General features: G+C 40.8%; 16 protein-coding genes. 1 reads left to right on the top strand and 15 read right to left on the bottom strand.

The features are described from left to right. Positions 1 to 4 precede the first annotated feature (4 nt). Both D8S85_RS10545 and D8S85_RS10550 read right to left on the bottom strand, forming a co-directional pair. A complete protein-coding gene (locus tag D8S85_RS10545; RefSeq protein ID WP_240648936.1) occupies positions 5 to 3478 on the bottom strand; it encodes a SusC/RagA family TonB-linked outer membrane protein in 3474 nt (1157 codons plus the stop codon). Positions 3479 to 3632: 154 nt separating this feature from the next. Continuing rightward, the gene (locus D8S85_RS10550) at positions 3633 to 4784 is read right to left on the bottom strand and encodes a FecR family protein (RefSeq protein WP_127075045.1); all 1152 of its coding nucleotides are present in this window, start codon (positions 4782 to 4784) and stop codon (positions 3633 to 3635) included. 100 nt (positions 4785 to 4884) lie between these two features. Between D8S85_RS10550 and D8S85_RS10555 the strand changes: the two genes are divergently transcribed. Then, complete coding sequence (locus tag D8S85_RS10555; RefSeq protein WP_106480672.1) at positions 4885 to 5448, top strand: RNA polymerase sigma factor; 564 nt, start codon at positions 4885 to 4887, stop codon at positions 5446 to 5448. 141 nt (positions 5449 to 5589) lie between these two features. On the opposite strand, the gene D8S85_RS10560 is transcribed toward D8S85_RS10555, so the two are convergent. The 13 genes from D8S85_RS10560 to D8S85_RS10620 form a co-directional block, all read right to left on the bottom strand. Then, positions 5590 to 8841, bottom strand: coding sequence for an efflux RND transporter permease subunit (locus D8S85_RS10560; protein WP_127075046.1), 3252 nt, complete (start codon positions 8839 to 8841; stop codon positions 5590 to 5592). A 4-nt stretch (positions 8842 to 8845) separates the two neighbouring features. Beyond that, positions 8846 to 11896: an efflux RND transporter permease subunit gene (locus tag D8S85_RS10565; RefSeq protein ID WP_106480674.1), complete on the bottom strand. Its 3051-nt coding sequence runs from the start codon at positions 11894 to 11896 to the stop codon at positions 8846 to 8848. Positions 11897 to 11898: 2 nt separating this feature from the next. Next, the gene (locus D8S85_RS10570; protein WP_228423191.1) at positions 11899 to 12984 is read right to left on the bottom strand and encodes an efflux RND transporter periplasmic adaptor subunit; all 1086 of its coding nucleotides are present in this window, start codon (positions 12982 to 12984) and stop codon (positions 11899 to 11901) included. Between the two features lie 24 nt (positions 12985 to 13008). Beyond that, on the bottom strand, positions 13009 to 14493 hold the full coding sequence (locus D8S85_RS10575; protein WP_106480675.1) for a TolC family protein: 1485 nt from the start codon (positions 14491 to 14493) through the stop codon (positions 13009 to 13011). Between the two features lie 5 nt (positions 14494 to 14498). After that, positions 14499 to 15668: a 6-bladed beta-propeller gene (locus D8S85_RS10580; protein ID WP_158641553.1), complete on the bottom strand. Its 1170-nt coding sequence runs from the start codon at positions 15666 to 15668 to the stop codon at positions 14499 to 14501. 10 nt (positions 15669 to 15678) lie between these two features. Further along, on the bottom strand, positions 15679 to 17394 hold the full coding sequence (locus D8S85_RS10585) for an O-antigen ligase family protein (RefSeq protein WP_106480677.1): 1716 nt from the start codon (positions 17392 to 17394) through the stop codon (positions 15679 to 15681). After that, complete coding sequence (locus D8S85_RS10590; protein ID WP_106480678.1) at positions 17394 to 18446, bottom strand: 6-bladed beta-propeller; 1053 nt, start codon at positions 18444 to 18446, stop codon at positions 17394 to 17396. Before D8S85_RS10590 ends, D8S85_RS10585 begins: the two co-directional genes overlap by 1 nt. A gap of 15 nt (positions 18447 to 18461) precedes the next feature. Beyond that, on the bottom strand, positions 18462 to 19352 hold the full coding sequence (lepB, locus tag D8S85_RS10595) for a signal peptidase I (RefSeq protein WP_106480679.1): 891 nt from the start codon (positions 19350 to 19352) through the stop codon (positions 18462 to 18464). Continuing rightward, complete coding sequence (locus D8S85_RS10600) at positions 19349 to 20380, bottom strand: MauE/DoxX family redox-associated membrane protein (RefSeq protein ID WP_127075047.1); 1032 nt, start codon at positions 20378 to 20380, stop codon at positions 19349 to 19351. The genes lepB and D8S85_RS10600 overlap by 4 nt, the downstream gene beginning before the upstream one ends. 28 nt (positions 20381 to 20408) lie before the next feature. Then, on the bottom strand, positions 20409 to 20969 hold the full coding sequence (locus D8S85_RS10605; protein WP_127075048.1) for a hypothetical protein: 561 nt from the start codon (positions 20967 to 20969) through the stop codon (positions 20409 to 20411). A gap of 18 nt (positions 20970 to 20987) precedes the next feature. Continuing rightward, a complete protein-coding gene (locus tag D8S85_RS10610; RefSeq protein WP_106480682.1) occupies positions 20988 to 22001 on the bottom strand; it encodes a BF3164 family lipoprotein in 1014 nt (337 codons plus the stop codon). Positions 22002 to 22059: 58 nt separating this feature from the next. Next, positions 22060 to 22314 carry an NVEALA domain-containing protein gene (locus D8S85_RS10615; protein WP_106480683.1) on the bottom strand — a complete coding sequence of 85 codons (255 nt, stop codon included), beginning with the start codon at positions 22312 to 22314 and terminating at the stop codon, positions 22060 to 22062. 203 nt (positions 22315 to 22517) lie between these two features. Next, positions 22518 to 24419 (bottom strand): hypothetical protein, encoded by a 1902-nt coding sequence (locus D8S85_RS10620; protein WP_106480684.1) that lies wholly within the window; start codon positions 24417 to 24419, stop codon positions 22518 to 22520. Position 24420: the final 1 nt, after the last annotated feature.

Consider the following 24420-nt stretch of genomic DNA (forward strand, 5'->3'; position numbering starts at 1 on the left):
TCTTTTAGAATTTAAGCGTTAAACCTAATGTCCATTTTCGGGCTAACGGGTAATTCCGTCCAGCATCATTACCGGAAGTTATATTCACTGTTTCAGGATCTAAACCAGAATAATTATCCCATGTAAAAAGATTTTCCCCACTAGCAAATACACGCAATTCTTTCATCCCCAATTTTTTCATCCATCTCTCAGGCATCGTATATCCAACCGTTAACGTTTTCATTTTTAACCAATTGACTTTTTCTACATAACGATCACACTTTGCATTAAAATGATCTAAAAGTGCATTTTCCCAACTCGGGTATTCTGCATCATCTCCAGGTTTTTCCCAGAATTTAGTACCCCCTATATCCATCACAAAAGGATTCGCTCCTGATCGAAAATTATTAAATGGAAGAGTATTTATCACATGACGTCCCAGCTGATAAACCACGGAAAAAGCCATATCCCAATTTTTCCATCGCAATTCATTAACAATTCCTCCATTGCAAAAAGGTAAAGCACTACCCGCATACACAAGATCCTTATAGTCACAAACGCCATCTCCATTCACATCCACAAATTTCAAATCACCCGGTTTAAAATAAAGTGTGGGATCTCCTCCATGTGTATAACTTCTCCATCCCTGACTATTATTATATTCAATAGGTAATTCATTTTGCTCATTCACAAATCCATTCGTCTTCATCACGTAAATACCATTTAGCGGTTTACCGATGATCCAACCATTTTCATCAAAGCCACTATACGATTTGCGGAAACGGTTCCAATTCTTTGCCCAATTAACAGATACTCTCCAATACAAATCCGGCTTAGAAAGAATATCTCCTTTGACTAAAATTTCCACTCCCTCGTTTGAGATTGCGGCAGCATTACGCCACTGTAATGAATACATATTGGGAGAAGATAGTGGCACCTGCATTAACATGTCATCCGTATAACGGTAATAATAATCCAAGACTACTCCTAAACGATAGTTAAAAAAATCCAGATCTAATCCAATATCGTACTGATCCGTATTTTCCCATGAAAGGTCTTCATTATACATTCCGTCAAGGAAGTTGGGCGTCAACGTACCATTGCCTTCGTAATTAGGACCATTTTCAACGATTCCCAATGCCAGATAAGGATAATCAAAATGCATTCCAGAACGTCCCCAGCTAGCACGAATTTTACCAAAAGACAACCAACCTAAACGATCTTTAATAAAAGATTCTTCCGAAAAGGACCATCCAACTGCCACGGACGGGAAACTTCCCCAACGATGATTTGCTCCAAATGTAGAACTTCCATCCCGACGATAAGCCATCGTAAACAAATATTTATCCCGGAAACTATACTCCAAACGTCCGAAATAAGAAACTAGGGCTTTTTCCTGCATATCGGATTGATAAGATTTGAATACAATAACCCGTGTTGTACCATGACTCTCTTGAGTTCCATAGGATGGTAAGCCACTTGGAGCGTAATAAATTTTATTACTAGGCGAATTCTTCGCGTAACCTCCATTATATTCCATTTGGTCATATTGATAGGAAAGTCCCGCCATAAAAGATAGTTTATGCTCTTCTCCAAACTGTTTCTTGTAAGATAACAAATTCTCATTTAATACCATCAAATTAATTCCTGTTTCTCCAACACTCAGGGAATATCCATCATTATCCAAATAAGACGGTTGAAAATAATTACGACGAGCTATCGAATAATCAGCTGAAAGTGAAGTAGAAAGATCCAATCCATCTACGATTTGATACGACAATTTAAAATTCGTACGCAAACGAATATTACGATTGCTTTCTTTGGTTCCTCGTAAGTTTTCAAGTGCGGCATTCCAAGCTACCGATCCTGCACCAGGCATCAGCGTACTCAACTCAAACGGGTCTCCAGGCACCGTTTCAACAGAAGGAGCTGAAGATAACATTCCTCCAGCATTAGTTCCTCGTTTCCGATTGACGAGAGAAGCGTTAAAACGCAAATCCACATTAAAACGTTTTACCGGTATTACATTCAGATTGGCATTTAAATCCACCCTTTTGTAACCGGTACCCTTTAAAATTCCTCCCTCATCATAATACCCTAAACCCAAACCGTACATCATGCGTTCACTTCCACCATAGGCTTGAATATTAGCATTCATGATTTTGGCTGTTTCATAATACATCGGGAAAAAATTCGTAGCATTATTATAGAAAGGATTCAAACTATCCTGCCGCCATAGTCCATTATTCGTGTCCGTTCCCGGAGCCGGTATCCAATACCCATCTATCGATCCTTTACGTGTATCATAAACTTCTTTCAAGGAAACAGGATATCTATACATTTTTGTTTCAGGATCCAAATAAGCAACAAAACTTCTTTGAGTCGCCAACAAACGCATCTCTCGTTCCAAGCGACCGATTGTCACTCCCGGAAGACGAGGTAATTGGCCCCAACTTTGAGAAACATTCACAGAAAAAGTAGCATCTTGTTCTTTTTTCCCCTTTTTTGTCGTCACAATAATTACACCATTAGCCGCACGAGAACCGTAAAGCGAAGCTGCAGAAGCATCTTTCAATACTTGCACAGATTCGATCATGTCCGGGTTAATATCCGCTAACAAGTTTGTTCCGGTTACCGGAGAAGAGAACGAGTTCAACGGCACCCCATCAACGACCCAAAGCGGATTCGAGAATCGACGTCCTTGTTCCACATCCAACGAGTTATAGCCACGAATAACGATGGATGTACCTCCTCCTCCCGGAGAACCGGACATTTGCGTAATATCCATTCCGGCAACACGCCCTTGCAACAAGCTCGCAATATTTGCCGAAGGAATACCTTTCAAATCATCCCCCTTGATCACGGAAATCAAACCCGTCGTTTCCCGTTTCGTGGTGGTTCCATACGCTACCACAATCGCTTCATCCAACGCTTGAACTTCTTCCTCTAACGTGATCCGCAATGTATCCTTGGTCGTTTTTTCTGTAAACTCTACCGTTTTACTCTTATATCCCACAAAGGAAAACTCCAACACGCCTTTCGTCATAGGCAAATCCAAGGCAAACCATCCCTTTTCATTCGTTGCCGTTCCCAAGGATACTCCAACAATTTTTACCGTCACGCCCGGTATCGGTTGTTTCTTCATGTCATACACGAAACCTTTTACCCGAATACTCTTCGCTTGCTGTTGTTCACCTTTCTGCTCCTTCACAATCACCAAATTCCCCTCTATCAAATAAACAAACGGACTTCCCTTAAAACATTGCTCCAAAATCTCTTCTATTGCCACGTTTTTCATGTCGAGCGAAACCGTCTTCATCTGTTTCACGGCATCGCTATCGTACACGAACGTGTAGTCGCTGTTCTGCCGGATATAGCGGAACACGTCCACGAGAGAAGCGTTTTTCATGGAAATATCCATTTTCTTCTGCTGCGAATAGAGGTTTGATGCGTTCAGATGCATCGTACACACAAATAGTAACACAAACCACGTCTTCATAATAATAAACATTCTAGGCAATTTCCTTCGACAGAAATCGCTGTTTCTCCATTTTTTTTTCATACTTTTGTTGATAACATTAAACAAAATCTCCATTGCCTTGGAGGTTGATATTTAATAAAAAGCGGAAGGTATGCCAGTACTTTCTGCTTTTTTATTCTTCCACGGTTATGATTCGCCCGTTAATTTTAAATTTCACCCGCCCGGTTTTCTCTATTTTCGACAACACGGTCGCTATGTTATCATAGCGTTCAATCTCCAACGAGAAATGGGCCTCCTTAGCTGACTCACTGGCAAAGAACACCTCCACATCATACCATCGCGCCAGTTTATCCATAATGTTCTCCAACGAGGCCTCCGAGAAATAACACACTCCCTCAATCCAACGCACCACTTCTGCCGCATCGACATCACGAATGACGAACTCACCCTCTCCTGCAACTACTTGCTGGTTCGGAGACATGATATAATGGCGTTGGCCATCGGACACGTTCACGCGTCCCTCCACTAACGTCGTTGTGATTGCCTGATTCTCCGGGTAGGCTTCCACGTTAAAAAAGGTTCCCAACACTTCGACAGATACCCCTTTCGTTTTCACGATAAAAGGTTGTCGTTCATTTTTTGCCACTAGGAAACATACCTCCCCTTCCATCTCCACCTCCCGCCGTTCACCGGGGAACTGCACCGGGTAGACCAGTTTGGATTCAGAATTCATCCATACCCGTGTACCATCCGCCAGTAACAACTCATATTCTCCTCCCCGGGGAACGATCAGCGTATTGTATTTCACAGGGGTAGAAAGGAGTAGTGAATCCCCCGACTCGTATCTTAACCCACTCCCCGAGGCCATGATATTTGTCCCCGCTCCTGCAATAACCACGTGACGTGTTGTATCAGTAATATTCACGAGACTTCCGTCATCCAGAATTAATTTAGCCTTGTACTCCTTCACGTTGTTCTCCACGGATCGAGCGATCTGTACAGACGTTTTCGTCTCCCGAAGTTGTAACACAAATATGGCACACACGCCTACCACCACAATCGCGGCAGAATACCTCCACCAACGTATAGAACGTTTACGAGACAATTTTTGCTGGAACATATCCCATTCGCCTGTCATATTTAACTCGCGCCCCTGCCGGATATCTTCTCTTAGCCTACTCTCGATGCGGGTTACTTCTTCCCGATATCTAGCGGACGATCCTACCCAAGCCTCCAACTCGTCGGCTTCTTCTTCCGAAATCGTACCGGATACTTTTCGGGCTATCAACCGGGCTATTTTATATCGTTCTGTCAATCGATTCATAAATCTATCGCTTATTTTGCCCCTATAACAACTGACTTTTTAAAGTGGGTGAATAAAATCACAAAAAAATTATACATTTGTGCATACAAAAATTCGTGCAATGGATAAGATGTTGATAAACAACAACAATTTTAAATTCTTTTTCCAAGAATATTTTGAACCTGTATTTCAATTTGCCCGAAAATACACGGAAAATGATGCCATTGCCCGGGATTTTACACAAGATGCATTCATCAAATTATATGAAAGGCGTAAAGATTTCGAAGTCATTGAAAAAGCCAAATCTTTCCTTTACACGACGACTCGCAATCTTTGCCTGAATCATTTAAAACATAAAAAAATTGAACACCAGTATTTCCAAGAGGTAAAAATCGAAGACGAGGAAGCAGAAGAGCAATTTTACCTGGAAGAGGTGACCTACCAGGAGACCCTCCGCATTTTACGGGCCGCGATAGATCAACTTCCTCCTCAAACCCGGGAAGTCATTCTTGTCAGCCTAGATGGTAAAAACAATAACGAGATTGCCGAAACTCTTGATATTTCTGTCAACACGGTTAAAACTCTAAAGAAAAACGCATACAAATCTCTACGCGAAAGTCTCGGTTCACGTAATCTATACATCTTGTTGTTTCTTTTAAAAAATAAAAAGACGGCTCATTTATGATCACTTACCTCCAAATGAATACATGGATAAAATTACCAACCCATCAAAAACACCAAAACTTTTTATTTGGAACTCAACAAAAAAACAGTCCTATTTTTACGTTGAATAAACCATAGTCTTAAATTGCTATTTTCCTCTAATCTATTCATGTTGCTTCTTTTTTAAATAACTAGAAAATGGCATCAATATCGGCATAAAAAATACTAAAGCTATTATTGAAAATAGTAGTCCCCCGATTGTTCCAATGGTGAATGAAAACCAAAACTCTTCTGCTTTCGGTCCATCAATCAAAAATGGGATCAAGCCAAGTACCGTTGATATAATAGTTAATAGCACGGCAATAATCTTATGGTTATAAGCCTTCACGTAAAGTCGAACCGGGTTAATCCGATTTAGCCGTCCAAGATTTCTGTTTACGAAACCATTATATTCATTAATCACGTAAATTGCCGCATTCACCACCAAACCACTCAACAAAACAAGTGATGCAAAACCACCCGTTCCAAAATTTACCCTTGAGAAATAAAATGTTAGGAAAGTACCTATAAACGAGATAGGAATCAACGAGATAATCACAAGAGGCTGCCGCAGAGACTCAAACAGTATCGAGCAGGTAAAAAAGATTATCACAACAATCAACAGAATTAACCAATATTGGGAACCTCTATCATCGTACCACCCGAAACTCTGGTTAACCGTCCGGAAACCGACAGGCAAAATAGCATTAATCTCTTCGGTTGTCTTTTTGATAAACTTATCCGACAAATCATACGATCCCATAAAATTAAAAGCCACCTGCAACGAATATACCTGATTATTTTTCGTAATTCGTGCAGCAGCATTTCGTTTTCCTATCTCTCCGATATTAGCATAACAAATCTGCCGATCTCCTGCAGTTAAATAACTGTTCATCAAATGCCACACATCAAACTTATCACGTTCCGAAGAATGATAATCAATTGCAATCCGTTGATCTTTATTCCGATACGTACCAACTGTTCCCTCATCCATCAGTGCGGCCAAAGTTGAATAACATTGTCTCAAATTCAAACGGTTAAGAGCAATTTTTTCCATATCATATTTGATATACATCTCCGAAGTCGGTTCTCCTTGCGATTGCCAATAATCAGAACTTCCCAACTCGATTCCCACGTCATTCACTCGTTTATTGGCCTTGACCTTCTCGGCCACCATTTCCGCATACTTATACAAACGATCATAATTATACCCGCTCAAACCGATTCGATGTGATTTATGTCCCAATCCCAGCGAATTGGAAAATCCCCGTTCACTAACACCCGTTGTACTCCAATCGACACCGCCAATCAACAAAGCCTCTCGAATAACCTGTGATTCCAGATATTGAGGAAAAGTCCCATCCTTGTGTTCATCGGTAAATTCTACCTCGATGGAACCGCTTTTACCATCCACTCGGGTCACGAAACGTTTTATCTCCTTGAATTTGGCTAAAAAACGATCCATTTGCCACATCTTTTGATTAAGCACTCCGGCATCATCCCCTTCTGTCAATTGAGCAGAGATATAAAGTTTCACCTCCCGTTCCCGTTGAGAAAAAGTACGTGATGACTGGATAGATGAAAAAAGCCGTAATGTCCCACCAAATACCTTTTCCAATGGCTGGCGTAAAGTTCCCTGATAAAAATTACTCCCTATAGTCTTATTATAAAGATCTTCATACCACGCCATCTCTTGTTTTTCTTCCACTCGGTAATAATAATCACTTTTACCTAATTTAGAAGGTAGCAAATGCACCGGGATTCCAAATGCAAGTACGAAAATGGTAATATATATCCATTTCCGTTTCTGTGTAAAAGTAATATAGCGGGTATAAAACCGACTCCACCTCACGATTCTTTTTAAACGCTTACAACTTTTCTTTGCCTGCCGACAACACAACCCGTTATGATCAATAATTGCAGGCACGAAAAAGAGAGCCACAAACAATGCCACAACCAGGTTAATAATAATAATCGTGGAAAAATGATTCAACGCACCTTTCACGTAATCGGGCATAAAAAAGACGATCACCAATGAACCGATTGTAGTAAGCAATGCTGCCAAAATAGCGATAAAAGCACTCCGATTGTGGTAATAGCTATAATGATCAACCATCACAATAACAGTATCGATCATAATACCCAACGAGACAGCAACACCCGCCAACGAAATCAAGTTAAGCTCAACATCAAACAAGTAATAAAAAATAACGGCTATCAACACGTTGGCAAATAATGAAATCGCTATAACAGAAAGATAACGTCTGCTCCGACTAACAATCCAAACAAACAGGAACAATATCGCCAAACATAAAAAAGTACGTTTAACCAATTTCACAAGTTCCTCCCGTACCTCCTTAGCAGCATCATTCGTGAGTGTCACGTAAAATCCATCCGTCAAATTTGCTTGAATCTTTTCCATTCGCTCTCGAATTTCCGCGGATGCTTTAATAATATTTGTCTCCGTGTCTGCAAAAATGCTCAAGTAAATCGTATTCAAACCATTGATACGATAAAAGCTGGTTTCTTGTCGCTTTTTGTAATCAAATTTAGCAACATCATTCAAATAGATAATTTTACCATCTATTGTTGCCAAAGGAGTTTTACCTATATCCGGCCCCAACCGCTCGGTCTCTAATAATAAAGTAATACGCTCTTTATTCCCGTCACGATCAATTCGATCAACATCCCCGACAATAGAACGTTGTCCCAAAAAGTTCTGAAGTCCCGACACGATAACATTAGATTCAAGACCATACCGCTGCAATTCTATCGGGTTATACTCAATATCCAGATAAAGTGGCATAGCCCCCCCGACCGACACATCCCGCACGTAATCGATCTGTGTTAAATAAGGTTTAATATTACGCTCGACATAGTCTTTTATATTAGCGGGGTCCATATCGGCATTGATGATATAAGACAAGACCTGTCGTGTGTTCTGTCGAAGCCCTCCCCCGATATTTCCTCCTTGTAAATAAAGACCACCCACACCCTCCGGTAATTTCCCGGCAATCTGTTTCAGCAATGATGATATTTCAAAACGCACGGCCGATACGTTAGCTTTCTCCTTGAGCACGACAGTCACTCTTCCGTTTCCTCGTGATGACACGGAAGAAGTTTTCTCCACGCCCACCACCGAGGCAACCAATCCCTCCACTTTAGAAGTAATTTCCTGCTCTATGACCCGTTGTGATGCCCCGGGCCAACTAAACGAGATACTCAACCTTTTCCCCTGTTCCGAGGATGGATGGTAAGAGATTCGTAACAGAGGTATCAAAGCACCTCCCACCACCATCAACACCGCCATTATCAAAATAAGTGAAAAGGTGGGAATACGTTCTAAAAATCCCTTTTTCTTTATATCATTACTCATAAAATCAGTGTTTACGGTAGATCACATAATAAATCAACGGTATAAAGAACAAACTGACAATCGTCCCGACACTCATACCGATAATAATAGAAAGAGACAACGGGTATTGCAGGTCTGACCCCATATCCACCCGGTTCAAGAAGGGAGCAATAGCCAGTATCGTCGTCAGCGAGGTCATGATGATCGGTTTTAACCGACTGTGACCAGCGACAAAAACCGCCTTTAGTAACGGCATTCCGTTTTTACGAAGGCGATTAATCGTATCCACTTTCAGAATAGAATCATTGATAATAATGCCACTCATCACGACCAAACCTATCATTGACATGATATTCAAACTCTCGCCAAATATCCAAAGCCCAAACAAAACGAAGAAAATATCAACCACAATTTCTGATAGAATAATAAGCGGCTGTATGATACTTTCAAACTGGGCCGCAAGAATAAAATAGAGTAACGAAATAGCAACCAACAGGATAACGATCAACTCCCGAATACTCTCCCGACTCGAAAAATACTCTCCCGTAAAGGTCACGAAAAAGTCCTTATCCTCCTTAACAACCTCTTCTACCGTCTCCATCACCCGTTTCACGTCAGCATCGTCCACATCTATAACAACCGGGTAATAATCCCCCCCACTACCGGAATAAAGTTTCTTAAAATCCTCGCCTTTTGTCTCGTTGATTACCATTGAGAGAGGAATTTCAACCCCATTACGATTACGCACCTTGCCCGACAAAATATCCGATGCCTCGGCCCGCGTATCACCCGTGGTCACGGGAACGGAATACCCCCCTTGATTAATACGAAACAAGGTATTCTGGCTAATCATATTTTTCATTTTCGCGTAAACATCACCGAACGTGACCTCATGGATTGCCATTGCCTCCACATCAGCAATATAACGAATATTCTGTTCCATCATCGCCGGAGGGATCAACACGTCCGGCAGGGCTTTTTCTATCTTGTTGACCACACGAGTTACCTGCTCTACCGTCGGAGCCTGTCCTTCCTTACTATGCAATCTTGCAACAAGCGTGTTTCCTTTTTCCGCGAATATCATATTAAAAATATTGCCGGAAACTTGAAAAGAAACTTGTGCTTTCGGGTAATTCGAAACCACGTAATCTGAAATTTTCCGTTCTATCCGTTTCAAGCTCTCGGCATCTTTAGCCTTAATATAGATCACGCTTTCAGAAGGAGTGATCTCTTGGGTATGTGACATCAAAAACTGTTGAACACCCACCATCGAAGTTGTTTGCAAAATAAAACTATCTACCTGTGCCAACAGTCTATAAACACGCAGATCATTTTCTTCCAAAGAAATACCGCTATTCCAATCAATTGTCAAAATCGTATCATCATGCGATATACGAGGCAAGCGACTCTTCTCCACCATTTGATAAACGAAATAAGCAAGAGGAACAAGTAGTACAAACCCGATAATCAGCAACCGACCATGACGTAACGTCCATTTTAACCCGATCTCGTACGGACGATAGTAGTCAAACGTGAAGCATCTTGCGATAAACCGATTCTCCGTCCATGCCGAACGTTTGCGATACATCAGATAAAAATACACGGGCAGAACAAGCACCGACACCAATAATGACGCGAACAAAGCAACCGTCACGGCCATTGCCTGATCATAGAAAAGTGCGCCGGCCGTACCACTTAAAAAAATCAGCGGCAAAAAAACGGAACAAGTAGTCAGCACACTACTCAACATCGGGGTAAAAACCTCCCCCACCGCCCTGGAAATAGCATCATCAAGCCGCAATCCTAATCGCCACTTCTGAAATATATTATCTATAACAATAATCGAGTTATCGACCATCATTCCCGTCCCGAGAATCAACCCCGATAGCGATATAATATTCAGAGATATACCCAAAACATGAAAAGCCAAAAGCGTGACCACAAGTGACAACGGAATGGTTATAACAATCAGTACCGGCGAACGCAAATCCTTCATAAATAAAAAGATAATTAATGCCGCCAGAATAGCACCGACCAATAGATTACTACTCAAATTATCCATGGAATACGATAACAATTTGGTCTGATCCCGTGTCAACTCAAACCGGATATTAGGATATTCCCTCTCCAAATCAGCAATCAACGTGGCAATACTTTCCTGCAAATCAGCCATCTTGGCATCGTTCTGTTTTATAATTGCCAACGTAACAGCCGGATCATCACCACTACGTACCAAACCGTTCCGTTTCGCCGGACGCTCCACGATTTCACACAACTCTTTGAATTGATAAATTCGCCCGTTATGATTGATATATATATTCTCAATATCTTCTTTCGAGATAATCCGGGAATCAAAGTGAATACTGTAACGATATTCTCCGTCTTTAATACTTAATGCTCCTAAGGATACATTATTATTGTTAATCGCCTTTTCAAGCAAATTAATACCCACGCCCATAGAAGTCAACTTCGTGTAATCAGGAATACAGAGTAGCTCGGGGGTTACAACACCACTCATATCAACCATCGCCGTCTGTGGTAGTTGTTCGATACGTTTTGAAATAACATCCCGGGCAAATTGCCCCAGTTCACTGAAATCAATTCCGGCCTCACGCGGCCTGTCATGCTCTTTGGGCGCCACGTTTTTTAACGACAGGTTAAGATAAAAAGCCGGGATATCGGTCACACTGGCCTTGATCACCTTGGGACGTTCTATATCTTTGGGTAATGTCGCGACAGCTCGATCCAACTTCTCGTTCACGTCAATAAAAATGATGTCAACATTACTGTTCGGCTCAAAATCCATATATATAGCTCCCGCATCCGCTCGCGCTTCTGCCGTTATATTTTTCAATCCGGTCACCTGAGACAACTGATTTTTCAACGGTTTCAAAAGCGTGTTATCCACCTCCCGAACCGACAAACCGGGAGCCGACACCTGGATCGTGATCTGCGGGATATCAATAGCGGGCATAAGCGACACGGGCAGGTACCCCATCGCCACGATACTCAACACCACGATCGCGACAACGCTCATGGTAACCCCAATAGGACGCTTTAACAATTCCTTTATCATGATTACCGTCTATTATTAGGTGTCACATCCGTTCCGTCGGCAAGATTCAAATTATTGGATGTAATAACAACATCCTCTTCCGAAATAACCGTCTGTTTCTTTTCACTCCCTTTAATCACGTGAGAATCAATATTCGACATCACGACATCAACATACGTCCAAACCGCTTTCCCCTCACGGTAACAGAACATCACCTGGAAACCATCCCGCAGCACCACTGCGTCCTTGGGAACCACGAAACTATTCTTAATCTCTCGCTCAAGTATAATCTTCACGTTCATCCCTTCCATCAAGTAACGGTCAGCATTACGCACCCTTGCACGAATCTTCACCTGTCCGTGTTCATCAATCAAGGGATTTATCTCTGTCACATCTCCATAAAACGTCTTTTCATCATTAATAAACGGGATAATCTTCACATGTTGCCCTTTTGTCACCTCTTCGATCTCCGCCTCCAATATACTGAACTCGACATCAAAATACGAATCGTCAATTAACGTACATAACTTATTGGCGGAACGATCATATATCTTGGCATCCAGATTGGCAATACGCCCACTGAAAGGAGCAATCAAATAACAACTTGCCAAACGGCGTTTTGCTGCCTCCAACTGATCAATCGCGTTATCATAACCGGACGAAATCTTCACATTCCGCAGGATAGCCGTCGGAATCCCTGTCGTGTCGGACGAGTACCCCTGCCCGATCAGTTTATCCTGCAAATCTATATTAGCCTTTTCCATGGCTCGACGACTCTTTTCCAATTCCACCAGTGCCTCCTTGTTATCAAGGGTTGCCAACACCGATCCTTTTTTCACGTATCCCCCGTTACTTCCGTTGATCGCGGTAATCACGCCCGTACCGTCAAAACTGAGATCGCTTTTAAAAACCGCACGCAACTTACCGTTACACACGATCTGTTTCTGGAAAGTCCGTTTTTTCAACACTAGCGTGTCAACCGTGATTAACGGACTCTGGCTTTCACTTTTACCGATTTCTTTCTCGTCTTTCTTTTTTTCGTTACCGCAAGCGATCGCCCCCAGCACGATCACGCTCAACAACAGGCTTCTATACAGGTTCATTTTCATTATCATTAGTATTTTCACGAGTGACTATTTCTCTACTATTTTATCAAATTCAGCACTGATATCTCTTTTGGATATAAAATCGTACAGGGACAACTTGCGCAATTCGAAATAAGCGTTCCAGAACGTACGCAGTTGATTGATATACTGCTCGCTGGCACTATCCAGTTCCTTTTGGGCCGTGTTCAGGTCCGTTACCGTGATCCCCCCGTTCTGGAAACGTTTTTTGGTGATATCGTAACGCTCCTCCGCAACCTGTAAGGCTTTGGCTGATATATTACACTGCCGGGCTTGATTGTTGAATTGCATCACCTTGATCCGGATATCCTGCTGGAATTTTGTCTCCTCTTGTTCCAGTTCCGTCCGGGCCAGGCGAGCCTCCGCTTCAGCCATCTTGACACGCCCGCGGCTCATTCCCCAGTCGTAGATGGGCATGGACAAGGATAACCCGACTACCTCGCGGTCTTTCAAGCGACTGTACACTCCTTGCAGGTCATCCCCGGTTTGTGAGAATCCCAGGTTAGCCCTCAATTCCACCTGGATCCCCCGGTCTGCTTTGGCCTGAGCCACGCTTTTCAACGAGTTCAATTCTTTTATTTTAAGCGACAAGTTGTGAGAAGAGTTTTGTAACGCCTTGTTTAACACGAAATCGTATTCCATGAACACTTCCGGCACGTTCATCGGCGGTTGTAACTCGAAGAACGTACTTTCCGCCACTCCCAAGTATGATTTAAAATTAAAAAGCGCCACCTCCAAATCCACCTTGCTGTTACTTACCGTTAACTCCGCGTTCATCATGGACAATTCCAGCTGCAATAACTCGCTTTTAGTCACCGTGCCAATGTCATGCCGTTGTTGAGCGATCTTGTACATGCCGCGGGTATCTCTCAAGTTCTCCTCGCTTTTCCTGTAACTTGTCTGGGCCGACAAAACCGAGAAGAAATAAGAGGTCGTTTGAAGCGTTATACCCTCCAGCGATTCCAAGTATTGTTTCTTGGCTTTCTCGTACTGCAAGGGTTCCGTTTTCTTCTGCCATTTCAGCGTGTTGAAAGAACGTAGCGGTTGCGTGTAATTGATCGTGACCGGATTCGAGTTATAAGTTTTCGTGTCGTAAGAGAACTGGTCCAGCCGGGCAAGCGACGTGTTAAGAGACACGTTTCCCCCCGTAAGCGCGATTTTCTGGTTGATGTAAACAGACAAATCGTTACTCAAGGTGTTGTTTGCCACGTAACTGATACGCCCGGTTTCCGGGTCTCTCACGTCAACCAGCGAACGGTTATAATTACCCAGGTTCCCGCTTAAATTAAGTGAGGGCAACAACTGAGCCTTGTAGGAACGAAAACTCCAGTATTGCGACATGAAACTGAGTTGCACCATCTGGGCCTGCGGGGAACGGGCATGAGCGATCTTGATCGCCTCCTCCAGGGTTAGCTTACCTGTGACCGGGTTCTGCCCCACGCCAAAACTGCAAACTAGCCATCCCACGGATAATAATAATAATTTTTTTCGCATAATATCTATTTTAAAATCACTTCTAGAATTAACGGATTATCGTACTCGCTCATTTGAGGCATAAAATCAAGAGCATCTTCGGTCCTCACGACACAATATACCCGATCCCCAAGAACATTAACAATTCCCACTTTTATTTTCTTACCTATCGGTGTAACATAATCTATAAAATACCTGGAATTTACTATTGACGTGGCATTTTTGAATCCTATTTCCGTGATAATCAATGGACTTCCGGTTGATTTTTCAAAAACTACACTAAACATCGATTCTTGAAAAGAATAGTTCACAAAAACATAGCTTACACTCTCTGCCACGTTTTTAATAAAGATAAATCCTTTATTAGCTGGCTCATCAGTCACATCCCTCGGGGATGGGGTCAAATCTCCTCGTTTCAAGCAAATATAGGGCATGATCGTGTCCATATCTTTTATCTTGTAAATCGTGTCATTGAACAAATCCTTGAACAACACGTCTCCCGTATAAGAAGGGTACAAACCGTAAGTCTCCAAACGTCCCGTATATGAATCGGGTATCTGATAATAAATATTTCGTGATGACATGTAAGAAACGGACTTGACAATCTCATTCCCTGCATCTAGAAAATCAAGGTATCGATCATCCTTCATTTCTGGCCCCAAGTTAGGTAAGGCAACATAATTACCGTCTCGCAAAAGAATCGCATTATAGTAATATTGTTTCGAAAAGAATCCTTGTATTTTTCCAGTTAACAGGTTACAGGCAACCATCTTGTTCCCCTGGCAAAGCGTGACCTGATTATTCTGGAAAGTCCATTGATACAGCCTACCCTGTATCTCGTTTTTCGCCCTACCGATATCGACAAGTTTCTTTTCATAATTTCCCGCACTATCAAACTGCATAACAGGACTTCCCAATGACGATACGATTAACTTGTCTTCCACTCTATCCAGTATCAGGTTCAAAGCCGTTAAGCAGGAACTACAACCACTTTGAAGATGGATAAAATTTATCTTTTGTGCAATAGAATTTAACGTTATCGAATCCCCATGTTGTTGTTCTACAACAGCCTGAAGATCGAATTCATACATCGACTTTTCAATCGACATCACGTTAACCCATGACTTTTTTGTTCTGGAGGTGATACATGAAAAGAAAACTCCTACTACAAACACGTGTAATACAATTTTTTTCATATTCACCATATTAATCATTTATTGTAAGCATTTTCCTAATTTCAAATTTCATTTCATCTACAGCCATCGAGGCCACCTTAGGACGCTTACCCAACATGATACGACCATAATAATTCCTCTTCACCGAATCTCCTTGTGCCGCCCCCAGTTTCACCAACAAATAAAGCGGATAAATACGATTCGGACAGGTATAATACCCTCGCAAATAAGCCGTTTCACTCCGACCATATTGTCCTAATGCCAAGTAATTATTACCCATTATATTCCAAAACATGGGATCGGCACTATGCGCCGTTCCTTCTTCCAAGATCGTATTGCTTTCTTCATATCGTCCCGCTTTATTAAGTGAATGACCATATTCAAATAAAAATTTAAAATTGTATTTCAAAATAGGGTAAAGCCTTTCGTAATCGTCAATAACACTTTCGTAATCCTCTTGGGTGTAATAAACAGCACGCTTCTTCCACTCTCGATATGCCCATCGATTACCATACTCTCTGAAATTAAAATACAATACGACCACCCCGATCATCCCGAACATCAAAACATTCACGTAACGCCCTCCCCTTACCCGCCGATCCGGTAACTGTGCCACGGCAAAAAGAAAGACGATCGCGATAGACGGGATATAAAAGGTGTACGAGAAAAATGACGCGACAAGCAATGCCACCGCCACGCAACTATAAGCCGTCAGTCTTTGTAACTTAAAAAACAGAACCATTGCCGCTAACACACCCCCTACTGCCCCCAACAACAAAAACAAAGCAAGTGGTTCATTAAATGCAGACTCTACGACTCCTGCCATTTCTACATGGCGATTGTCCTGTTCCAACACCTTCTCTTTTTCAAAATAATCATGTTGAGCCTCTGCAAAAGCCCTCTCGAAACCATCAATCCCAACCCCGAATAAAGGAGTTTTCCAATAAGCAGACACCGTATTCTGCCAAATAAAAAGCCGTCCGTTGGCCGAATCTTTCTTTAACAGGTAAAATAACGTCAAGACAATGATCATCCCCACGATACCGCCACCAATCACCCACCGTCGCCTCGTATTACCCCACGATACAATCTCTCCGCGATAAAGTAACATCACCCCTACCAATGCCCCGATCCATCCGGCACGGCTCATTGTCGGGATCATAGCAACCAAGGTAACACCAAATGTCACGCAAGCCGTCACGTAACGCACAAACATCAGGTTAAAACCCACTTTCCGGTATCCCTTTTTCATCATCGCGACAGCAAGCACGAACACTCCTGCCAAAAAGATACCGCAAGGTCCGGGATTAAAAAATGACCCGGTCACGACAAAACGGAGGTGATTTGAAATACCATATCCCAGTAGTTGTCCTAACACCAAGCAAGACTGGTAAATCCCGCCAAACATCACGGCAAACGAGACATAATTAGCCAGCAGCATGGCTCTTATCACCCGAAATACGGCATAAAGAGCAAAATAAGAAAGACTTAAATAGAACTCTCTACTCTGCATCGCGTGGGTCAAGCTTGCATGAATCAACAAGTAAACAAACAACACGAACACCATTGCATCTCCCCGGTAAAGCACTTTAGGAACTTTTACCAAACACACGATCGCCACCATTGCCCCTAACAACAAAGCAAAGTAGTTCGAGGTGTCGATTCCCCCGTAAAGGCCATCCGTCACCTGAAACTGGCTTAGCAAAAGCATACATCCACCCAAAAATACAATGGCTCTCGTCATCATTAATCATTCTTTAACAAATCATCCACGCTTATGGTTGTCAAACACGTTTTATCCCCATCTTGGTTCACCAGCAAAACCTTATCATCAAAAGCATACACATCAACAACAGAATCCGAAGGGGAAGAATCAAACATAAATGATGCTGTTTTACCATTTGATTTGTCATAAACCCCCAAACACTTTTTTTTCTTCCATAAAAATCTAAAACAAAAATATTTATCCGATTCGTAAATATTCGATACTAATATGGCATAATCCTCCTCACTACTATTAATGAAATCGATACAATCATATTCGTCTCTCCAACTCAAATCAAAAGGCATGTTATTCTCACCAAAATCGATATAGTATTTTACCGACACATTTTGCTTATCATCAATGGCATAAATATTATTATAGAAATATCTGTAATATAGTATTTCACTAGGACGATACACGAAAAAAGGGTAACCGATATAAATCCCCGATTTTATCTTTAAATCCCCGATTTCTTTCACGAACTCAAAATTTTTATCATACAAATTCAACTCGCAATCTTCCATGCCACCATACGCACGTTTCCCCACGTAATTACCCTCAACCGTTTTTACTAAAACTTGGAATGGATTGTCTTCTCCCTTATTCGTGACAAAGGTTACATCTGAATTCTTTCCATTTAAATCACATCGAAAAACTTTTTTATCTTTTATATCATACATACAAATCGTTTCCCCCTCGACCCAAGTATCCCAAAGATGAAGAAATGTTCTATTTTCTCCCCATTGTCCTGAAAAAGCCATCTTCTGAGTACCGGTTTGCACATCAAACCCTAAAACCTTATTTTTACACTGAACAATATATTGATCTCCAGCAAGCAAAACTTTTTTCACCTCATCAATCAATACCGACGTTCCATCATTCGTTAAGCAAATTTGTCTGGCATACTCTCCATGCATATCTATTTGATGCATCTTTTTCAAATCCATTCGAATGATCGTTTCACGACTTACTTCAGATTGTTTACAGTCAAGAATACAGCTCAAAATTGCGCACACGATTAAATATTTACTCATACGATTCTCTTTATTTCATTTATTTACTTTCTTCAATAACCTATCCCAACGAAACTCACCGCTTTCACGATCACGGGAGTAAGTGATGCGAGTAACCACCCCGACAATAAACTCTTCAGGAACGAAACCCCAGTAGCGGGAATCATTCGAGTTTAACACCTGATCTCCACAAAAGAAGTAGTAATTACCTTGAAACGTATAACTGTCTATCGGTTTCCCTCCCAACGTCAGCTGGCGTTGAGCGTTAACCCTAAGTTTTTCACCCGTCTCGTATTCAATCACCAACCGATAGAGTTGAAAATTAACGGTATCAAGTATCACCTGTCCCCCCTTCCGAGGCACGTAGAGAGGTCCGAACTCCTTGATTGTCCAACTGTAATGCCGGAAATCAAACGGAAACGCATGTATAACCGTATTAGCGATCAACGAGTCTGGTGTTTCCGACAGGCGGCGTTGCTCCTCTTCGACACCAAAAATTCCATTATAATTATTATTCTTGAAATACCCGTTTCGAATCTCGACCGTATCCCCTGGCAGACCGATACACCGTTTACCGTAAACGTAATTGATCTTAAACTCGATCCTGTACTTACTCCGGTTGATCGGGAAATTAAAAATCACGATATCATTGTGTTCTACCTTACGCAACCCCTTCATTCGATGGCACTCCAACGGATCTCCGTCTTTAAAGTCAAGCCTGTCATAAATCCGGGCTCCGGCAATCAGCTTATTCACAATCACGTAATCCCCCGGTATCAAGGTGGGACGCATCGAATCCGTCGGAATTGCGAACTGATCCACCACGTAAACACGCATCGCGATAATAATTCCGATCACCACCCCGGTTCCGATAAAGGTATACATCACCCGTAAGATAATATCCCAAAAATCCAACCTTTTTTTCATTCCTCCATCTTTTTGCGTCCATAAAATAACAACACGCCCATCACCAACAACACCCCGAAGAACGCCCCTCTCTTCAATCGTTCCCCGCTTAATTCTTTCCCGTATCCTCCATCAAAACGATAAGGCGTGTATAACAAATTCCATTTCCCCACAATGCGATGATCAGCCGTAAAAGCCACTACCCCGGCAGAAGTCCTCAATATTGATTTCAACGCCACGTTATCCATAAAATAAACCGGAATATCATCATAACCCGGCATCGTAATCCCACTCCGAGAGACCACGACAAACAAATTAATCGCCCCGTTTTGGTAAGCCCCGTACAAAGTAGCGATCTTTCCACCCGTCTCCCGCGACACCTCTTCTTTCATCCCGATCATATAAGTCGGCTTCTTATAGGCAAATACTTTCTCAGTGACATCATTAAAATCGGAATCATAAAGATGAATCGTACTCTCTGTCCCCATTCTCGTCCCCACGTTATAAGGTAAAAAATCGAACGGCGGCAAATAAAAATAAGAATAAAGCGGCACGAAGAACGCCACCACCAGCACCCCGACAGTTAACCCGATCTGCCGATAATTAAAATTGTTTTTAGCCTGTCTGAAAACATTCCACAAATGAAGCCCAGCCACAACAAGCAAAAGAATATTCTTTGCGAATGTAGCCCCGTTAGAAAGATGTAAAGCCTCGCCAAAACAGCCACATTCGTTTATACCGCCATATGGATCGGTATAAATCAAATAAGTCAGGATCGTGAATCCAAGGATAAAAAGAGTCACCGTTACCGCCGTAATCCTACGCCACAATCGCAGCAGTAACAACAATCCCAATGTCATCTCGGAAGCACAGAGCAGTACCGATAAAGACATGGAAAACATGCTCCAACCCGAAAGTTGAAACATCCCCAAATATTCCTCGATCTTATACGACAACCCCACCGGATCAACCGCCTTAACAAAACCGGACACGACAAACAACACCCCCAACGCAATACCCAGCCATATTTTTATTCTGAAATTCTTCATCAGCAAAATCTCCTTTTCGAAAAAGTTATTACGGCTTACCCAATTTTTCTTTCACAATCTTATAAAACATCTCTTCGATTTTTTTGTTATGTAATGGATCTCCGACCAAAATCACGTTATTATTCTCATCCAATAAAAAAGTATGTAATGCCTTATTTTTAGGCAAATGTGGATTCAATTTCTCGAATTCTCCTAAAGTATCAAGAAATACAGGATAATTAAACTTGACATTTTTACTTAATACAAGTTTAACATCTTTAATATCCTTTTTAGCCGGACGAAAAATAAAATAAAAATTAAGTAGACCATTATAGCTTTTGCTATACTCTAAAAGTGGATTCCACAAATCCATTTGATTAATCGCACAAGATGTACAATTAACTGAATCTGAATATACTATATATTTAATTCTTTCTTGTAAAACATTGTCGTAAACCAACTTATTTTGACAATAATCTATTGGTTTTGACCGAAGTAAAGTAATTTCTTTCAATAACTTTTGACCATTATCAGTATTACATGAACATAACATGAAAGACAAACATATACTTAAACACCCTCTTATCCAATAATATTTTTTTACACTCATCTTATGTCGTCCCTTAAATTATAACTTATATCTTACAATAAAATTCTCACTGTTAGGATCTAATCCGTACAAAATATTGCGAGAAACATCCACACAAAAACTAAATATTTCTTTGTCTAATTTATATTTAATAACAGGAGTTCCCAACTTATCAAACACATAGATATATTTACCACCGATGCTATCGGATATCATAGCTTCGATGGCAGATTTTCCGGAAAAGATCGAATAGATATGATCGCCATATATTTTTATATCCATAAAACCCTCTACTTTTCCTAATAAAATGTGTCCGTCATCCGTCCTGCCATAATCCGGAAATCCATTGGGACCTACAATACAATTACCCTCTTTAGTCTTCGTATTATAAATATAAATTACCTCCCCACTTTTGGTTGCCGCAGCCAAAAAATCTTCATTGTTATAACTTAACTTTAAATCATACAGACTGGCTGCCGTAAGTTCTCGATCCTTTTTTTTTGTTTTTTCTTTTACAAGAACACTATCTAACAATTTTCCAGAATATGATTGAAATAAGAGAAATTTTTTCGAGTTTATATCACTGGAAACTATAATAGAATCGTCTATCACTGTTGCGGACAAGAGGGAACTCGACATAGAACTGAATTTTTCAACACGTTTAGGATAAATATCATTAACATTCATATCATATACAAGAAATTTAGAGCTAACAGGATCTAACAAATAGAGTTCAGTTTCTTTAATTCCCATTTTAGTTAAATAAATATACTCCTTATCTCCTTTTCCTTTTTCTCCCAATGAACCAATCCAGTTAAAATCAGGATAAGACAATTTATGTACAGCCCTATTAGGAGACTCTCTATCCAAAATCAATACAATAGAATCATAAAGCTCTATTTGAGAGGGGAAAGCACAAAATAAATCTTGGGAAAGATTAATAATATCGCCTTTCAGAGACTTTTCCTGTGGGAAAGATTCATAATGAATGTACTGCTGAGACTCGTTTGAGCATGCATAAAATACAATAAATAACAAAAATATTTTTCTCATAATTATAAAATTAAATATCTGGTAGAAGGTAAACCTTCTACCAGATATTACCCAAAAATCAATCACACTCAATGTCTAGGCAATAATTTGCAACCCATTTTCGGTATGCTTTTCTCTTTGCACACCATTGCTCCCCTTTTCTCAAAGAACACTTTTGCCCACTAATAACAATCTCTCCATCTGTTAAAGCCTCAATATTGGCTTTCATGAATTTCTCAGCTTCCGATATTGTCATTCTTTCGTGAGCAGTATACCCTGTATATCCCATTGCACAGAATAAAACTGATGCAACTAAAATTTTTACCTTCTTCATTATTTCTACTTTTTTATAACCCAAAGACACTTCTTTTCGTTATTATTGTACGCTTTTCGTAGTCCTTTCTATTCGACTTGATTCAAAACCTTGTTTTGATAAAGTCACGGATGAAAGGGCTACCTTTTTCATCCGTTCTGATTAAATTAATTTCCTCTCTTTATTCTATTTTCCGTCCTTTTTATTAATTAAACAATTATATTTTACCAGAATCTAACTCGTCCATTCATAACCGTGAACGGACGTTCCTCCTTACCCTCGGTACGATTACGCAACCAGTACAACGCCCCCGAAGGCACATCATCATATTCGATATAATCTGCCGTGGCCACTTTCCTACCTAACGACACCCACTCGCCTTGATCAAAATACAACAATTCGTAAGTATCACCTGGATATACACCGTTTTTATCATTTTGAGTAATATACTTCACAACATCAACCGAAACAGGCTCTTTAAATTCCACCCCGGCAATCTTGGACAACGCCCCAAAATCCAATAAATCGTCATTAAATATATTCCGAGAAAGTCGTTCATTTTTATCCATCTTACCTGTAAGGTTAATGGTAAAGGTACTTTTCGCAGTTAATGCCTCCCCATCCTGCATAAACTTAATCGATGCAAATGCCGGATTGTTATAATTTACTTTCTTAACCATCCAGAATTTATACTTCTTTGTCGTGTTAACACACAATGTATCGTATGCCATGTAATTATAATGCCGAATCACGGCTATCGAATCATAAGGCTCTTTAGACAAATCATTAGTGGCATGTAACTGTACACCTATAATTGCCGCACCATTATAATCTCCTGACGGATTATAAGTGAATTTACGATTCAAACGCAATTTTTGTAATCGCTTTTTATCTGGAACAAGAGGTTCGACCTCGCCATTCGACCTTACCCACAAGGGATAATCCGCAAACACCTGATGTTTACCATCATAGTAACATGGCATATACATTATATCACGACCAATCTTTTCAAACATCACCTTTCCTCCCCGCATCTCACTCCAAGCAACTTCATTCCATGCCAAATTATTAAATACACATAAATAACCGTATCTCGTATTTGATTTGAATGTTTTAAATGTATAATTCAAGTCAACAGCATTCTCATACTCTTCCGTTACATCTATTTTATATGGATCTCGGATAAAGTGTGGAATAAAATTATCTTTATCTTCCGGTATCGGATTAATAAAACTGGTTTTACGGTACACCTTAGCTGTATATGGAGTATATGAATAATAACACTTACTATTCACGTATCGATGATCTCGAAGAATCGTCCAGTAATGGCGATTTTCCCGTGTCGGGTAGTGAGGGACAAAATCTACAGCTGTCGGTATACCAAATATCCGATTAATAATTTGGGTACTATAAGCTCGATCTATACAGTCCGCTTCATACATCCTCAACAGCGAATCCGAAAATTGTTCCTTAAACTTCTCATATCTGTAATAAGTGGGAATTTTAGCAGAAATATAACCTTGATATCCCCCCAAACTAAATCCTAGCTGATCTCCTTTATCAAAATTATACAGATGATAATAGGCAGAATCCTTCCATTCGATTAAAGGCTCATTATTAATCCTGTAAGGCAGTATATATTTAAAAAAATCTTCACACGACAGATCATAATGATTTTGTATATTCTCCCAAATAACAAACGACTGTTCTATATTTCTTATTAAATAATCAGACGTAATTTTATGTAAGTCATATTCAACCGTATTACCCCCCTGAGCTATAGCAACACGGGCTGCCATTAGGTAGAACATCAACTTAACCGCATTAGGTTGATCCCGTAACGTGGTATCAATATCCCGCTTTAACCTGTCCATCGTCTCTCCCGCAACGGCATAATGTGCCACCATGTTACTAATCAAATATTCCGCCGCCTTCAATTTCAATAAATCAGGTTTTTCTTTACGGTAGTAATCCAACACCTTTTGAAGTTCTCCTCGATTATCCCCACTCAATTTCAAAGCACTATTTACATCTACCAGCATAGGAACCACGACCACATCACGATGACAACCCGTCATCGTGACACCTAATATCGAAAATAATAAAATAGCGAAAATCAATTTCATA

It is taken from the genome of Butyricimonas faecalis, from assembly GCF_003991565.1.
Classification (GTDB): Bacteria; Bacteroidota; Bacteroidia; order Bacteroidales; family Marinifilaceae; genus Butyricimonas; species Butyricimonas faecalis.

Bases quoted from the DNA above. Each gene is read 5' to 3' on its own strand.
- D8S85_RS10580 (WP_158641553.1), bottom strand. From the start codon at position 15,668: ATGAAAAAAATTGTATTACACGTGTTTGTAGTAGGAGTTTTCTTTTCA.
- D8S85_RS10555 (WP_106480672.1), top strand. From the start codon at position 4,885: ATGGATAAGATGTTGATAAACAACAACAATTTTAAATTCTTTTTCCAA.
- D8S85_RS10600 (WP_127075047.1), bottom strand. From the start codon at position 20,380: ATGAAGAATTTCAGAATAAAAATATGGCTGGGTATTGCGTTGGGGGTG.
- lepB (WP_106480679.1), bottom strand. From the start codon at position 19,352: ATGAAAAAAAGGTTGGATTTTTGGGATATTATCTTACGGGTGATGTAT.
- D8S85_RS10615 (WP_106480683.1), bottom strand. From the start codon at position 22,314: ATGAAGAAGGTAAAAATTTTAGTTGCATCAGTTTTATTCTGTGCAATG.
- D8S85_RS10605 (WP_127075048.1), bottom strand. From the start codon at position 20,969: ATGAGTGTAAAAAAATATTATTGGATAAGAGGGTGTTTAAGTATATGT.
- D8S85_RS10590 (WP_106480678.1), bottom strand. From the start codon at position 18,446: ATGAGTAAATATTTAATCGTGTGCGCAATTTTGAGCTGTATTCTTGAC.
- D8S85_RS10570 (WP_228423191.1), bottom strand. From the start codon at position 12,984: ATGAAAATGAACCTGTATAGAAGCCTGTTGTTGAGCGTGATCGTGCTG.
- D8S85_RS10585 (WP_106480677.1), bottom strand. From the start codon at position 17,394: ATGATGACGAGAGCCATTGTATTTTTGGGTGGATGTATGCTTTTGCTA.
- D8S85_RS10545 (WP_240648936.1), bottom strand. From the start codon at position 3,478: ATGAAGACGTGGTTTGTGTTACTATTTGTGTGTACGATGCATCTGAAC.
- D8S85_RS10610 (WP_106480682.1), bottom strand. From the start codon at position 22,001: ATGAGAAAAATATTTTTGTTATTTATTGTATTTTATGCATGCTCAAAC.
- D8S85_RS10565 (WP_106480674.1), bottom strand. From the start codon at position 11,896: ATGATAAAGGAATTGTTAAAGCGTCCTATTGGGGTTACCATGAGCGTT.
- D8S85_RS10620 (WP_106480684.1), bottom strand. From the start codon at position 24,419: ATGAAATTGATTTTCGCTATTTTATTATTTTCGATATTAGGTGTCACG.
- D8S85_RS10560 (WP_127075046.1), bottom strand. From the start codon at position 8,841: ATGAGTAATGATATAAAGAAAAAGGGATTTTTAGAACGTATTCCCACC.
- D8S85_RS10550 (WP_127075045.1), bottom strand. From the start codon at position 4,784: ATGAATCGATTGACAGAACGATATAAAATAGCCCGGTTGATAGCCCGA.
- D8S85_RS10575 (WP_106480675.1), bottom strand. From the start codon at position 14,493: ATGCGAAAAAAATTATTATTATTATCCGTGGGATGGCTAGTTTGCAGT.